The 15,880-nt window shown below is 55.1% G+C and carries 12 protein-coding genes; 7 read left to right on the plus strand and 5 right to left on the minus strand.

What is annotated here, in order from left to right; all coding sequences use genetic code 11:
- Positions 1–578: 578 nt before the first annotated feature.
- Positions 579–854 carry a DUF1471 family periplasmic protein YahO gene (gene yahO / locus ACERJC_RS00435; RefSeq protein ID WP_042324669.1) on the plus strand — a complete coding sequence of 92 codons (276 nt, stop codon included), beginning with the start codon at positions 579–581 and terminating at the stop codon, positions 852–854.
- A gap of 87 nt (positions 855–941) precedes the next feature.
- On the opposite strand, the gene prpR is transcribed toward yahO, so the two are convergent.
- Positions 942–2,537, minus strand: coding sequence for a propionate catabolism operon regulatory protein PrpR (prpR, locus tag ACERJC_RS00440; protein WP_373670794.1), 1,596 nt, complete (start codon positions 2,535–2,537; stop codon positions 942–944).
- 249 nt (positions 2,538–2,786) lie between these two features.
- Between prpR and prpB the strand changes: the two genes are divergently transcribed.
- From prpB to ACERJC_RS00470, 6 genes are all read left to right on the plus strand, one after another.
- The gene (gene prpB / locus ACERJC_RS00445; RefSeq protein WP_373670795.1) at positions 2,787–3,677 is read left to right on the plus strand and encodes a methylisocitrate lyase; all 891 of its coding nucleotides are present in this window, start codon (positions 2,787–2,789) and stop codon (positions 3,675–3,677) included.
- 99 nt (positions 3,678–3,776) lie between these two features.
- On the plus strand, positions 3,777–4,946 hold the full coding sequence (prpC, locus tag ACERJC_RS00450; protein ID WP_152405727.1) for a bifunctional 2-methylcitrate synthase/citrate synthase: 1,170 nt from the start codon (positions 3,777–3,779) through the stop codon (positions 4,944–4,946).
- 36 nt (positions 4,947–4,982) lie between these two features.
- Positions 4,983–6,434 carry a bifunctional 2-methylcitrate dehydratase/aconitate hydratase gene (locus tag ACERJC_RS00455; protein WP_373670796.1) on the plus strand — a complete coding sequence of 484 codons (1,452 nt, stop codon included), beginning with the start codon at positions 4,983–4,985 and terminating at the stop codon, positions 6,432–6,434.
- 39 nt (positions 6,435–6,473) lie between these two features.
- Positions 6,474–8,360 (plus strand): propionate--CoA ligase, encoded by a 1,887-nt coding sequence (gene prpE / locus ACERJC_RS00460; protein WP_373670797.1) that lies wholly within the window; start codon positions 6,474–6,476, stop codon positions 8,358–8,360.
- Between the two features lie 109 nt (positions 8,361–8,469).
- Positions 8,470–8,703, plus strand: coding sequence for a type II toxin-antitoxin system Phd/YefM family antitoxin (locus ACERJC_RS00465; protein WP_371895244.1), 234 nt, complete (start codon positions 8,470–8,472; stop codon positions 8,701–8,703).
- 30 nt (positions 8,704–8,733) lie between these two features.
- A complete protein-coding gene (locus ACERJC_RS00470; RefSeq protein WP_373670798.1) occupies positions 8,734–9,066 on the plus strand; it encodes a type II toxin-antitoxin system RelE/ParE family toxin in 333 nt (110 codons plus the stop codon).
- Positions 9,067–9,187: 121 nt separating this feature from the next.
- Here ACERJC_RS00470 and ACERJC_RS00475 read toward each other — a convergent pair whose 3' ends face one another.
- From ACERJC_RS00475 to ACERJC_RS00490, 4 genes are all read right to left on the minus strand, one after another.
- The gene (locus tag ACERJC_RS00475) at positions 9,188–12,265 is read right to left on the minus strand and encodes a beta-galactosidase (protein ID WP_373670799.1); all 3,078 of its coding nucleotides are present in this window, start codon (positions 12,263–12,265) and stop codon (positions 9,188–9,190) included.
- A 110-nt stretch (positions 12,266–12,375) separates the two neighbouring features.
- Positions 12,376–13,455, minus strand: a complete 1,080-nt coding sequence (locus ACERJC_RS00480) for a LacI family DNA-binding transcriptional regulator (protein WP_373670800.1) — start codon at positions 13,453–13,455, stop codon at positions 12,376–12,378.
- Positions 13,456–13,489: 34 nt separating this feature from the next.
- Positions 13,490–14,446 carry a GlxA family transcriptional regulator gene (locus ACERJC_RS00485; protein WP_373670801.1) on the minus strand — a complete coding sequence of 319 codons (957 nt, stop codon included), beginning with the start codon at positions 14,444–14,446 and terminating at the stop codon, positions 13,490–13,492.
- A gap of 19 nt (positions 14,447–14,465) precedes the next feature.
- Positions 14,466–15,242 carry an MBL fold metallo-hydrolase gene (locus ACERJC_RS00490; RefSeq protein ID WP_373670802.1) on the minus strand — a complete coding sequence of 259 codons (777 nt, stop codon included), beginning with the start codon at positions 15,240–15,242 and terminating at the stop codon, positions 14,466–14,468.
- Positions 15,243–15,880 lie beyond the last annotated feature (638 nt).

Below are 15,880 nucleotides of genomic sequence, written 5' to 3' on the forward strand. Positions count from 1 at the left end.
ATTACTAATATTAATTGGTTGGCATTTTTCATCCAGGAATCGTGCGAATTAAAAACGAAAAACAATAAGATAGACGAGATTTTTGATAAGCCAGGCTGAATGGATGCAAAGGTTAAATATTAATCATGTTATCTATTTGAAGTGTTTAGTTACGCGCGGCAATCATTTTTTCTGAGATTTTTATACTGACTAATTATCATTATCTTGATGAGTGTCAATTTCTATATTGGTAATTATCTGAAAGCCATTTGTTGCTTTTAGGATTATTACCAATAAATATGAGTCGGTTTTAACAATAATCTTAACTGAAATCGTTTTGAACCGTTTATTGATATTTGATTGGCGTTTTGTAATTTATTGAAAATAGAGGGTGAGGATTTTTTGTCTTTTTATTTATATTAAACAAACTATACAGTCGAACGTGAAAATCGTACTGAGCAGGCTGAAACCACAAAATCAACATATCCTGGAAAGGGCCTGGATTTTTCCTGGAAGCTGAACTAGTTATTAATCATCCTTGAACCGCTACATGGATTCAGGGGTGATGATAGCGTCTTAACGTAACCTGGAGCTTTAGTATGAAAACTGGATATAAAGTCTTGATTGCTGCGTTGGCTTTTGTGGCGACAAATGCGTTTGCAGCGGAGCTGTTAACAAAAGCTGAGTTTGAGAAGGTAGAGTCGCAGTACACCCTGATTGGTAACATCAATACCAGTAATGAAACTTCCACTCAGGACGCGAAAGAAGATCTGCTAAAAAAAGCAGAGGAAAAAGGTGCTGATGTGGTCGTGCTGACCTCCGGTCAAACCGACAACAAAATTCATGGCACTGCCAATATTTACAAGAAAAAGTAATGCGTGATGTTGCTGGATGATGACGTGAACCGGTCTACAGGGTCATAAATCTGTGTAGGCCGGATAAGCGCAGCGTCATCCGGCAATTCAGGTTTTCATTCTGCGCCAGAAGGTGGTTCTGCTGATCCCCAGATAGCGGGCTGCGGCACGTTTATCACCGTTAAACTGCGCCAGTACCTGCTGCGGTGTGGCTGAAGATACCGGGAATGACGGCGTTTCAATCTCTGCCAGTTCCGGCAGCAGCCGCTGTAGTAAGTGCTCATCCATCTGTGGCATAGGTTCAACGCTTAAAAACAGCGCCAGCCGTTCCATCATATTACGTAACTCGCGAATATTCCCCGGCCAGTGATAGTGCAACAGAACGCAGGCGCTCTGCGCCAGTCCGGCGCGCACCGACTCGGTAAACGGCACACAGAGCGCGGCCAGCGACTGTTTTAAAAAACCTTCCGCCAGCGACAGGATATCTGCGGGGCGCTCGCGCAGAGCCGGCAGCGACAGACGCAAAATACTCAGGCGATAAAACAGATCGCGACGAAACAGCCCCCGTTTCATCTCCTCTTCCAGATTGCAGTGGGTGGCGCTAATCACCCGCACCGTCACCGGAATGGGGTGATGTCCGCCCACTCGTGTGACCTCTTTTTCTTCCAGTACGCGCAGCAGCCGGGTTTGCAGCGGCAGCGGCATTTCACCGATCTCATCGAGAAACAGCGTCCCTCCGTGGGCGATTTCAAACAGCCCGGCACGGCCGCCGCGTCGCGACCCGGTGAAGGCACCCTCCTCATAGCCGAACAACTCCGCTTCAAGTAAAGATTCGGTAATTGCCCCACAGTTCACTGCGACGAACGGATGGGTCGACTTGTCGCCACGCGTGCCTGCACGCGTACAAAACTCCCGGTGAATGGCCTGGGCCGCCAGTTCCTTCCCGGTGCCGGTTTCCCCCTGAATCAGGACAGAGGCTGGCGAACGGGCATACAGCATAATGGTATGGCGCACCTGCTCCATCTGTGCGGACTCGCCGCGAATATCTCCCAGTTCATAACGGGTACGCAGCGCCTGATCGGACGCGTAATGACCGTGACGACGCTGGGTGTGGCGAGTCATGTCCAGCGCATCGCTGAAGGCCTGGCGAACCGTGGCGGCGGAATAGATAAAGATACCCGTCATGCCAGCCTCTTCCGCCAGATCGGTTATCAGCCCCGCGCCGACCACCGCCTCAATGCCGCTGGCTTTCAGTTCGTTGATCTGTCCCCGCGCATCTTCTTCGGTGATATAGCTGCGCTGTTCCAGTTGCAGGTTAAAGGTTTTTTGAAAGGCCATCAGCGCCGGCAGTGTCTCCTGATAGGTTACCACGCCAATGGATGCGGTCAGTTTGCCCGCCTTTGCCAGCGCGTGCAGGACGTCAAAACCGCTGGGCTTGATCAGGATCACCGGAATCGACAGGCGGCTTTTCAGATACGCGCCGTTAGATCCGGCGGCGATGATCGCGTCACAGCGTTCGGTCGCCAGCTTTTTACGAATATAGGCGACCGCCTTTTCAAAGCCGAGCTGGATTGGGGTGATGGTCGCCTGGTTATCGAACTCGAGGCTGATGTCGCGAAACAGATCGAACAGTCGTGTGACCGAGACCGTCCAGATAACCGGTTTGTCATCATTCACCCGCGGAGGAAGATTTGTCGTCGCCATAGCCAACCCAAAATAAAAGGACAGAGTATTGGGTGTAGCCTTGTTTCATAATTGTTGCAATGAAACAGCAGCACGCGTTTCATGAAACGTTAGCTGACACGTTTATTTTTGCGTATCGCGACATGAATCATCTTATGTTATTGTTATATATAATGTTATTTAAAATAACCAGTCGCAAACAGCCTTTGGCATAGCCCTTGCTTTATGTGAATCAACGGTAATAACAAGTTGATAACACGAGGATGGACTATGTCTCTGGATTCTCCGGGTCAGGCGTTTCGCGCTGCACTCACCAAAGAAAACCCCTTACAAATTGTCGGCACCATCAACGCCAACCATGCGCTGCTGGCCCAGCGTGCCGGGTATCAGGCGATTTATCTTTCTGGCGGCGGCGTCGCGGCCGGTTCGCTGGGACTGCCGGATCTGGGGATCTCCACCCTGGATGACGTATTGACCGACATTCGCCGCATCACCGACGTGTGTCCGCTGCCGCTGCTGGTGGATGCCGATATCGGCTTTGGCGCTTCGGCGTTTAACGTCGCGCGCACCGTGAAGTCGATGATCAAAGCCGGGGCGGCGGCGCTACACATCGAAGATCAGATCGGTGCCAAGCGCTGCGGCCATCGTCCGAATAAAGCGATCGTTTCGAAAGAAGAGATGGTCGATCGCATTCGTGCGGCGGTGGATGCCCGTACCGATCCCAACTTTGTTGTCATGGCGCGTACCGATGCCCTGGCCGTAGAAGGTTTAGCGGCGGCGATCGATCGTGCGCAGGCCTATGTCGAAGCGGGCGCCGATATGCTGTTCCCGGAAGCGATCACGGAGCTTTCGATGTACCGCCAGTTTGCCGATGCGGTCCAGGTTCCCATTCTCGCTAATATCACCGAATTTGGCGCCACGCCGCTGTTCACGACCGACGAACTGCGCAGCGCTAACGTGGCAATGGCGCTCTATCCGCTCTCGGCATTCCGCGCCATGAACCGGGCTGCGGAAAAGGTCTACAACGTGCTGCGCCAGGAAGGGACGCAAAAAAGCGTCATCGACATCATGCAGACCCGCAATGAACTGTACGAAAGCATCAATTACTACCAGTACGAAGAGAAGCTGGATGCCCTGAACCTGAAATCGTGGGCCGGATAAACGCAGTGCCATCCGGCAGTGCCTGATGGCGGCTACGCCTTATCAGGCCTGGACGAAAACCCTCAATACCCTACACATGATAATAATGACGAGGACAACATGAGCGACACAACGATCCTGCAAAATAATACCCATGTCATTAAGCCTAAAAAATCCGTCGCGCTGTCCGGCGTACCGGCGGGCAACACCGCGCTGTGCACCGTTGGCAAAAGCGGTAACGATCTCCACTATCGCGGCTACGATATTCTCGATCTCGCCCAACAGTGCGAATTTGAAGAAGTGGCGCATCTGCTGATTCACGGAAAACTCCCGACCCGTGACGAACTTCAGGCATACAAAATCAAGCTCAAAGCGCTGCGCGGATTACCGGCCAATGTCCGTACCGTGCTGGAAGCGCTGCCGGCGGCGTCGCATCCGATGGACGTCATGCGCACTGGCGTATCGGCCCTGGGCTGTACGCTGCCGGAAAAAGAGGGGCATACCGTTTCCGGCGCGCGTGATATCGCCGACAAGCTGCTGGCCTCGCTCAGTTCCATTCTTCTTTACTGGTATCACTACAGCCACAACGGCGAGCGTATCCAGCCAGAAACCGATGACGACTCCATCGGCGGCCATTTCCTGCATCTGCTGCACGGCGAAAAACCGTCGCAGAGCTGGGAAAAAGCGATGCACATTTCGCTGGTGCTGTATGCCGAGCACGAGTTCAATGCGTCCACCTTTACCAGCCGCGTGATTGCCGGGACTGGCTCCGACGTCTATTCGGCGATTATCGGCGCGATTGGCGCACTGCGTGGCCCGAAGCACGGCGGGGCGAACGAAGTGTCGCTGGAAATTCAACAGCGCTATGAAACGCCGGACGAAGCCGAGGCCGATATTCGTAAACGCGTGGAAAACAAAGAGGTGGTGATTGGTTTCGGTCATCCGGTCTACACCCTTGCCGATCCGCGCCATCAGGTCATTAAGAAGGTGGCGAGACAGCTTTCCGAAGAAGGCGGGTCGCTGAAGATGTACAACATTGCCGATCGTCTGGAAACGGTAATGTGGGAAACGAAAAAGATGTTCCCGAATCTCGACTGGTTCTCGGCGGTTTCCTACAACATGATGGGTGTTCCCACCGAAATGTTTACCCCGCTGTTTGTTATCGCCCGCGTCACCGGTTGGGCGGCGCACATCATCGAGCAGCGCCAGGACAACAAAATTATCCGTCCTTCCGCCAATTACACCGGCCCGGAAGACCGCGCATTTGTCGCGTTGGATCAGCGTAACTAATTCTCCTTCAAACGATAAAAAACAGGAATATCGCTAATGTCAGCTCAAGTAATGAATGTTCGCCCGGAATTCGATCGTGAAATCGTTGATATCGTTGATTACGTGATGAACTACGAAGTCACCTCGAAGGTGGCATATGACACCGCGCACTACTGTCTGCTCGATACGCTGGGCTGCGGTCTGGAAGCGCTGGAGTATCCGGCCTGTAAAAAACTGATGGGCCCGATTGTACCGGGAACCGTCGTACCCAACGGCGTGCGCGTGCCGGGTACCCAATTTCAGCTCGACCCGGTACAGGCCGCGTTTAACATCGGCGCGATGATCCGCTGGCTCGACTTCAATGACACCTGGCTGGCGGCGGAATGGGGCCATCCTTCCGATAACCTCGGCGGGATCCTGGCGACAGCGGACTGGCTGTCGCGCAACGCGGTCGCGGCGGGTAAAGCGCCGCTGACGATGAAACAGGTGCTGACCGGGATGATCAAGGCCCACGAAATTCAGGGCTGTATCGCGCTGGAAAACGCCTTTAACCGCGTGGGTCTTGACCACGTTCTGCTGGTCAAAGTGGCCTCCACCGCCGTGGTCGCCGAACTGCTGGGACTGACGCGTGATGAGATCCTCAATGCGGTTTCGCTGGCGTGGGTCGACGGGCAGTCGTTGCGCACCTACCGCCATGCGCCGAACACCGGCACGCGTAAATCCTGGGCGGCAGGCGATGCGACCTCGCGCGCGGTGCGTCTGGCGCTGATGGCGAAAACCGGTGAGATGGGCTATCCCTCGGCGCTGACGGCGAAAACCTGGGGCTTTTATGATGTCTCGTTCAAAGGAGCACCGTTCCGCTTCCAGCGTCCGTACGGCTCCTACGTGATGGAAAACGTGTTGTTCAAAATCTCTTTCCCGGCGGAGTTCCACTCTCAGACGGCGGTCGAAGCGGCAATGACCCTGTACGCACAGATGCAGGCGGCAGGTAAGTGCGCCGCGGATATTGAGAAGGTGACCATTCGCACGCACGAAGCCTGCATTCGCATCATCGACAAGCAGGGGCCGCTGAATAACCCGGCCGATCGCGACCATTGTATTCAGTACATGGTGGCGATCCCGCTGCTGTTCGGACGCTTAACGGCGGCAGACTATGAGGACGATGTGGCGCAGGACAAACGTATCGATTCCCTGCGTGAGAAGATGAACTGCTTTGAAGATCCGACGTTTACCGCGGACTATCACGACCCGGAAAAACGCGCCATCGCCAACGCCATTACTCTTGAATTTACCGACGGCACGCGTTTTGACGAAGTGGCGGTGGAGTATCCGATTGGTCACGCGCGTCGTCGTACCGATGGGATCCCTAAACTTATCGAAAAATTCAAAATTAACCTGGCGCGTCAGTTCCCGACCCGCCAACAGCAGCGCATCCTGGATGTCTCCCTGGACAGAACTCGCCTGGAGCAGATGCCGGTCAATGAATATATGGACCTTTATGTCATCTAGAGCCCGCCCCATCAGGCGTAAGTTCAACAGGAGAGCGTTATGTCTTTTAGCGAATTTTATCAGCGTTCCATTACGCAACCGGAGGCGTTCTGGGCCGAGCAGGCCCGGCGCATCGACTGGCAGCAGCCGTTTACCCGGACGCTGGAAAACAGCAATCCGCCGTTTGCCCGCTGGTTTTGCGGCGGTACTACCAACCTGTGTCATAACGCCATTGACCGTTGGCTGGACAGACAACCGGATGCGCTGGCGCTGATCGCCGTCTCATCCGAGACCGAAGAGGAACGCACCTTTACCTTCAGTCAGTTATATGACGAAGTGAACGTGGTGGCGTCGATGCTGCAATCGCTCGGCGTGCAGCGCGGCGATCGGGTACTGGTCTACATGCCGATGATTGCCGAGGCGCATATCACGCTGCTGGCCTGCGCACGGATTGGCGCGATCCATTCGGTGGTGTTCGGCGGTTTTGCCTCGCATAGCGTGGCGGCGCGGATCGATGACGCGAAGCCGGTGCTGATTGTCTCCGCCGATGCGGGAGCGCGCGGCGGTAAAGTGTTGCCCTACAAAAAGCTGCTCGATGAGGCGATCGATCAGGCGCAGCATCAGCCGAAACAGGTGCTGTTGGTGGACCGGGGACTGGCGAAAATGGCGCGCGTGGCCGGTCGCGATCTCGATTTTGCCACTCTGCGCCAGCAGCATCTCGGCGCCACGGTGCCGGTGACGTGGCTGGAGTCCAGTGAAACCTCCTGCATTCTCTATACCTCTGGCACCACCGGCAAACCTAAAGGCGTGCAGCGAGACGTCGGTGGCTATGCGGTGGCGCTGGCGACCTCAATGGACACCATTTTTGGCGGCAAAGCGGGCGGCGTGTTTTTTTGTGCGTCGGATATCGGTTGGGTTGTGGGGCACTCCTACATCGTTTATGCGCCGCTGTTAGCGGGAATGGCAACGATTGTGTATGAAGGGCTGCCGACGTATCCGGACTGCGGCGTGTGGTGGAAAATCGTCGAAAAATATCAGGTCAACCGGATGTTCTCGGCACCGACCGCCATTCGCGTGCTGAAGAAGTTTCCAACCGCGCAGATCCGCAATCACGATCTCTCTTCACTGGAAGTGCTCTATCTGGCGGGTGAACCGCTGGATGAACCGACCGCAAGTTGGGTGACCGAAACGCTGGGTGTACCGGTGGTCGATAACTACTGGCAGACTGAATCCGGCTGGCCAATTATGGCGCTGGCCCGTGCGCTGGATGACCGTCCATCGCGCCTCGGCAGCCCCGGCGTGCCGATGTACGGCTATAACGTGCAGTTGCTCAATGAGGTAACCGGCGAACCTTGCGGTGCCAACGAGAAGGGGATGGTGGTCATCGAAGGGCCGTTGCCACCCGGTTGTATTCAGACCATCTGGGGCGACGACGCGCGGTTTGTGAATACCTACTGGTCGCTGTTTAACCGTCAGGTGTATGCCACGTTTGACTGGGGGATTCGCGACGCCGACGGCTACTACTTCATCCTCGGACGTACGGATGATGTGATTAATGTCGCCGGGCATCGACTGGGCACGCGGGAAATCGAGGAGAGTATCTCCAGCTATCCGAACGTGGCGGAAGTGGCGGTAGTGGGGGTGAAAGATGCGCTGAAAGGGCAGGTGGCGGTGGCGTTTGTCATTCCCAAACAGAGCGATAGCCTCGAAGATCCGGACGTGGCGCATTCGGAAGAGAAGGCGATCATGGCGCTGGTGGACAGTCAAATTGGCAACTTTGGACGTCCCGCTCACGTCTGGTTTGTTTCGCAACTGCCGAAAACCCGATCCGGCAAAATGCTCCGCCGCACGATCCAGGCGATTTGTGAAGGCCGCGATCCGGGCGATCTCACTACCCTTGACGATCCGGCGGCGCTGCAGCAAATACGCCAGGCGATGGAAGAGTAACCTGAGGGCCCGGTGGTGCTGTGCTGCCGGGCCAGAAGACGGACGGTGCTTGTTGGTAGTCTGAATATGGTCTATATTTGAACCGTTAAGAGACCAGGACAAACTGACGATGAAAGTCGAAACCATTAGTTATATTAAAAAAAATGCGGCGACGCTCGATCTCTCTGAACCCATCCTGGTGACACAGAATGGCGTGCCGGCTTATGTTATTGAGTCTTACGACCAACAGCAGGAACGAGAGAACGCCATCGCGCTGTTGAAATTGCTTACCCTGTCGGAAAAGGATAAGACAGATGGGCGTGTATTCACCAAAGATCAGTTGTTGGATGATATCGCTGACTGAGGGGAAATCCCCATCAATAAAGGATCTTAAATGGAACATAAGATTACTTTTGAGTATACGCTGACGGTCAGACACTGTATCGACGATATTGTTCTTCACCTCCGTCGGGCAGAGATTGAGCCGCGCCCGGTGATTACCGATATTCTTACGCAGTTTGAAAAGGTAGTGGGTCAGTCTTCTGCGGGGAGCCAGATTTGCCCTGAGCTGTTAAAGATTGGCTGCGCAAAGTATCGCGAATTTAATCACGCAGCCGGTTACCGCGTTCTGTATTCCATCGAAGGAACGCACGTCACTGCCCATGCGATTCTGGCGCATCGGCAGGATGTGCAGCAACTGCTGTTCAAGCGGCTGATTATCGTCTAATTCCCGGATCCCTGCGCGGATCAGACAAGCATAGCGCTATCAGGCAACGCTATGGCACCGTTGCCGGATGATGGCGTAAACGCCTTATCCGGCCTACAGAACAAGCCGCGCCATCAGGCACTTAACTCCAGCTAACCCGATAGTGATAACGCCCGGCGCTCAACTGGAATTCCGGCGACACCGATGGGCTCCAGGAGTCGTCTCCACCGACGCCCATATGGAAACCATCAATATTCAGCCAGCTCCCGGCTTCCGGTTGCAGCAGATGACGGTGGCTGGTTTCCATCAGTTGCTTCTGGCTGTAGCGACTAATGTTGAACTGAAAGTCGCCACGCCAGACGTGCGCACCGTACTTCAGTTCCCGCGTACCACAGCGCAGGCCGTTTTCGCTCGGGAAGACATACGGTGTATACATCTCATCCAGTGACAAATCCCAGCGGTCAAAACAGGCGGCAGACAGGCGGTCCGGGTAGTTTTCATGTGGACCGAGCCCCAGCCAGTTGACCCGTTCTGCTACCTGCGCCAGTTGGCAGGTCAGGCCGATACGTGCCGGATGCGGCGTACCGCTGGCGACATCGACATCAACGGCGATCTGCATTTCGCCGTGGCCGTCGATACGCCAGGTTTTACGGCTAATAAACAAGGTGTTGCCCTGATACTGCCAGGCGTGAACGGTGGCGATCTGTACCGCGTCGGCAAGGGCGTCGGCATCGCACTGCAGCAGTGCCGCCTGGAGCTGATAATGCCCGGCGGCTTTCCAGCGCTCGACCCAGGCATTGGGGTCAATGCGGGTCGCCTCACTGACGCCAATATCGTTATCCAGTGGCGCACGGGTGAACCGATCGCTCAGCGGTGTCAGTAACTGGGCTTCATCGCCAATCCAGTATTGCGTTAACGTGCCCTGCTGACGGCAGAATTCCCAACGCGTCGTGCGAAGTGTCACGTGAAAGGCCGCATCAGTGACGCTGAGTTGCGGCGCAGTACGGGCTCGCGGCGAGCAGATGATGTTCAGTTTTTCCTCCAGCGGCCACTGTTGCCAGGCGCTGACATGACCGGCGGGCGACCATGCGGTTGCCTGCGGTTGCTCCACGCGCACCGTTAGCCAGAGCTGACCCGCGCTGTCAGGCTGCGCGATGTCGGGGAGGGTGATAACCTGACGGCCCTGCGCAGCGATATCAAGCGGGATCTCCCCGGTGGCTATTGGGTTGCCTTCCAGTGCAATCGACCAGTGCAGGATCTCATTATCGCTATGGCGGAACAGGTATTCGCTGGTGACTTCAATCTTACGTTCGGTACCCGGTAGAAGCGTAAACTGGAAAAACTGCTGCGCGTGCTTCGCTTCATACAGCGACGGATGCGGTGTCCGGTCGGCAAACACCAGTCCATCCATACAGAACTGGCGATCGTTAGGCGTGTCGCCAAAGTCGCCGCCGTACGCGGACCAGGGGTTGCCTTTGTCATCGTATTTAATCAGCGACTGATCGACCCAGTCCCAGACGAAACCTCCCTGCAAACGTGGATACTGACGGAACGCCTGCCAGTATTTGGCGAACCCTCCCAGACTGTTGCCCATCGCGTGAGCGTATTCGCACAAGATGAGCGGGCGCTGCTCACCGGGTAGCGACAGCCATTTTTTGATTGACCACTTCGGTACCGCCGGGAACGGCTGATCCTGATCGACACGGGCATACATCGGGCAAATGATATCCGTCGCCGCAGTGTTCGCGCCGCCGCCTTCATACTGCACCGGGCGTGACGGGTCTTCTGATTTCAGCCAGCAGTACAGTGCGTCATGGTTGGCGCCGTGACCCGATTCGTTCCCCAGTGACCAGATGATAATGCTCGGATGGTTGCGATCGCGTTGTACCATTCGCGTCACGCGCTGGCTCATCGCGGGCAGCCAGGTCGGGTCGTCGCTCAGGCGATTCATCGGCACCATGCCGTGGGTCTCGATGTTGGCCTCATCCACCACGTACAGACCATAGCGATCGCAGAGCGTGTACCATCGCGGGTGGTTCGGATAGTGGGAGCAGCGCACGGCGTTAAAGTTATTCTGTTTCATCAGAATGATGTCCTGCACCATCGTTTCTTCGTCCATCACCTGGCCGTTTTCAGGGTGATGTTCATGCCGGTTGGTACCGCGAATCAGCAGAGGTTTACCGTTCAACAACAGCAGGCCGTTTTCAATGCTCACCCGACGGAAGCCGACATCGCAGGCCTCGGCTTCAATAAGTGTGCCGTCAGCGGTATGCAGCTGTACGACCGCGCGATAAAGATGCGGCGTTTCGGCGCTCCACAGTGAAGGATTGTCAACATTCAGACGCAGAGTCGCGCGATCGCCGTAGGCACCGCGCTCATCAATAATCTCACTGCCAAAAGGCGCGGTGCTTTCGCCCATCAGCACGTCGCCATCCCACAGTTGAACGGTCACCCGCAGACAGTCACGCCACTCACCGCGCATGCTGACGTCGGCTGTCAATAATGCCCGGCTGAAATCTTCGTTGAGGTGGGTGGTGATGCGTAGATCGCTGATTTGGGTGGCGGGTTTATTTAACAGGAAGACATCGCGAAAGATGCCGCTCATCCGCCACATATCCTGATCTTCCAGATAGCTGCCATCGCTCCAGCGCAGCACCATCACCGCCAGACGGTTCTCACCGCTGACCAGAAACGCGCTGAGATCAAATTCGGACGGCAGGCGACTGTCCTGACCGTAGCCCACCCAGCGTCCGTTGCACCAGAGATGAAAGGCGGAATTCACGCCATCAAAGATAATTCGCGTCTGTCCATCGCGACGTTCGGCTTCGTTGATATTGAATGTGAGCGAATAACAACCTGTTGCATTTTCATGAGGCACGTACGGCGGATTGACCGGGATCGGATAGGTTACGTTGGTATAAACTGGCGCGTCATAGCCGTGCATCTGCCAGTTTGATGGCACAACGATCGTATCGGCAGTATCCAGATCGCTCAGTCGCCAACTTTCCGGCACCGCTTCCGGCGAGGCGAACCAGTTAAATTTCCACGCACCGTTCAGGCTACGAACCGATGATGAGGGATGATTGTCTCGCGCCTCAGTCGCGTCGCGCCAACTGGCAAAAGGAGGATGTGCCTCCAGACGGTTAAGCTGTGTGACGCCGGGATTTTCCCAGTCGCGTCGAGCCAGTACGGCGGCGAGTGAGTCCGTAGTGAATGTCATGGCTGTATCCTGTTGATAATTGTCATTCGCTCACAATTATATTCAACATACGAGGGAAGCCAGAAAGCTGTAAAGCCTGAGGAGCCTAATGAGTGAACTGACTCACATTATTACGACCGATTTAACAACGCGACCTGACGCGCCAGTTGAATCAGCGAGTCGGCCAGCGCCTGCGGGGAGGTGTGCTGTTTTACAGGGGGCAGAACGGTTTTTCGCTCCACCAGCGTGACCGGCAGCAGCTGATTCCCGAGGGTCGATTCGCCGCGACAAAGTTGCAGCAGGCGATCGACGCTGGTCTGGCCGAGAAGGGCAAAATCTTGCCTGATGGTCGTGAGCGGCGGGATGTAGCAGGCGCTGTCCTCGGTATCGTCATAACCCACTACCGAAATGTCACTTGCCACGCGCAGGCCAAATTCGCTGATGGCCCGCATCGCGCCCAGCGCCATTTGATCGTTTGCCACCAGCATTGCGCCGGGGATGATGCCTGCACTGAGCATTTGCTGCGTCTGCAAAAAACCGGACATCGCGCTCCAGTCGCCTTCTTGTTCTGCGACCGGTTGCAACTGGTGGCGAGCAAGGTATTTATGCCAGCCCGCCAGGCGCAGGCGCGCCGAAACGGAAGTGCGGGGGCCCGCTAACAAAGCAATGCGCTGGTGTCCGTGCTGGACCAGATGTTCAACACCCAGTCGGGCACCATCATCATGCGAGAAAATAATACTGTTGATCGGGGAAAGCTCAGACACGTCGAGGAACAAAACGGGTACCGTACCGCAGGAGGCGGCGACGGCGATGGCATCGTCTTCATCAAGGGGGTAGTTAATAATCAGCCCCGTTACCCGCTGCGCCAGCAGGTTATGTACTGCCGCTTTGCAGGCGTCGACACCGCTGCGTTCAACCATCGCAATCACCACGCTGGCGCCGGACTGGTCGGCGCGCGACTTGATGGACGCGACAATCTGCGAAGGGGCATGCAGTGCCAGATTGGACGTTGCTACGCCAATAAGCGGCGTGTGTTTTCCGGCCAGTTGTTGAGCGACGCGGTTGGGGATGTAATTCAGCTCCGCCATGGCGGCTTCAACTTTTTGCCGGGTTTTCGCGGAAACGTGGCTCGCCTGATTTACCACGCGGGATACCGTCTGATAGGAGACGCCTGCGTGGTCTGCAACATCGTATAGCGTTACCGGTTTCACAATCCTTTCCCCTGAATTCAATATGTTCTGCGCGCTATGATGCCACACCCTGAAAGGTTTTTCGCCATTCAGCCGGGCTGACGCCGAAGCGAGACTTAAAATGCTGACGCCAGGTCACCGGGGACAGAAAACCGACCTCCCCGGCGATACGCTCAACGGAAAGCGAGGTGGATTCCAGCAGTTCCTGGCTGCGGCGCAGGGGTTCATTGATCAACCATTGGGCGACGCCTGAGCCGGTTGCCTGCATAAAGTGACGGCTCAGCGTGCGGCGACTCATCATCACTTTTTTCGCCAGCGAATCCAGGTCGTGCTGTTCATGGCTATGCTGGCGCAGATAGTCCAGCAGGCTGTTAATCCGTTGATCCTGGGTGTTTTTCGCCACCGGCTGGGCAATAAACTGCGCCTGACCGCCCTCGCGATGCGGCGGCACAATCATCCGGCGCGCAATCTGATTCGCCACCGTGCTGCCAAACCGCTGGCGGATGAGATACAGACAGCAGTCGAGCGCGGCGGCGGTGCCTGCCGAGGTGATGATACCGTCATCGTCGACATACAGGGCGTTGATATCCAGGTGCGCGTCGGGAAAACGCGCCTGAAAATCGGCTTCAAACTCCCAGTGGGTGGCGGCGCGCCTGCCGTCCAGCAGTCCTGCATAACCGAGGACAAATGCCCCCAGGCACAATCCAACCACCTGCGCGCCGTTTTGTCGGGCCTGAACCAGCGCATCGAGCAGCGACTGCGGCGGGCGGCGGGCGGTCGTTCCCCACCAGGGGACAATCACGATATCGGCTGCGATTACCGCCTCCAGTCCCTGGGGTGCGGTGACGGAAAAGCCTTCCCGGGAGGTGACAACACCTGGGATTTCAGCGCAAATCTGCACCTCAAAGCGTTTCTCCGCCGTGGCTTTTTCACTGAACATGATGCACGGCACCGAGAAGTGAAACGGACTAAAATTTTCAACGGCGACGATCGCGACGGTGACGGGGCGCATACTTTTCCTCGGCTGGGGGTTAGAACGTCAGGGTTTCCCCATCTTCCGGTACCCGGACACATTCTGCAATCTGGTTATCGCGGGCGTATTCCCTGAGCGCGGTACGCGTCAACAGGCAGTGGTTTATCGCTTCCATGTGAATCGCCACAATCTGCGCATCGGGCAGAACGAAGTGGGTTTTCAGCACATCTTCTGCCCCCATGATGATGGCACCAAAGCCGATCACGTGCGCAAACCCGGCGTTCAGTACCACCACATCAGGCTGGAATGTGACCATGTTGGCTTCGACCTCATCGCGCCAGATAGTATCGCCGACCAGATACAGCGTTTTTTCCTGTGGATGCTGGAACACAACCCCGCAGGCATCGCCCATTCGCTCAGCCATGGCGGGAATGGCGTACAGCCGGTCGGAGCCGTGCTGGCCGCCTGTTTTACGCAGCGTTATCTCACCCAACCGGGTATTGTCCGTCAGGAGGATGAGTTGACGAAAACCCTGCGCCCGCAGGATTTGCGCGTCCTGTTCGTTCTGTACATAAATCGGTTTCTCTTTCGGCACCACCTTTGCGGCGACGTCGTCCCAGTGGTCCGCATGGAGATGGGTGACGATCAGCGCATCGGCCTGCAACAGGGTGTTGAGATCGCAGGGGAGTTCAACCGTTGGATTACGGATCTCCGCCCGCGCCGTGCCGGGAAAGCCGGGATACGCACCTTTCGGGGCGAGCATCGGATCGACGAGAAAGGTTTTACCACCAAAGGTAATCAACTGGGTGGCGTTGCGAATATGGGTGATGTTCATGGTGATACTCCACGTGAGGGGTCAGTGGTGTCATCCTGGCGTGTTGACCAGAAACTGAATAGGGGCAAATGGGCGAATAACGATGGGATTGGGCCAACAGGGTAGACCAGACCCCGCAGTAAAACAGAAGAGTGCAATGTGGCTTTTCCGTGGCGTCGCAGAGATATTTACCGCGCGATAGCCAGGAGACGGCATATCTTTAGTCAGAAACCGTAATTGAGCATCCTTTACGACATGATAATAAAAATCTGAACATCACTCTTAAATATCTCATCTTATTAAACAGTTTTAAGATGAAATAAAGAAAAATATAAAGATTTAAACATTGACGGATTTATCTCGTTGACGAAGAGGGTAACGCCTTGTTTTCATCATAAATTAATTTGTCTGTTTTTTTAAATAGCCATATTGATATTAAATGCATCGCTGTATGGGTGTCTTTTATGTTATTGTTTTTATTGATTTAATAATGTGAAATGGTTAGAGGTAAATAATTTAAGATTTTTTTGAAATGATTTGCTGCGTTTACTCTTCGATATGGTTTTGATAGCTTCCAATATAATCTTTATTTTCTTTTGAATTTAATTTAATTTTTATTGCTAATTTTTTGTTTCCTGTTTTTTTCTACTTTGTTTACC

Origin of the sequence: Citrobacter telavivensis, from assembly GCF_041807075.1 — a bacterium.
GTDB classification, from domain to species: Bacteria; Pseudomonadota; Gammaproteobacteria; order Enterobacterales; family Enterobacteriaceae; genus Citrobacter_A; species Citrobacter_A telavivensis.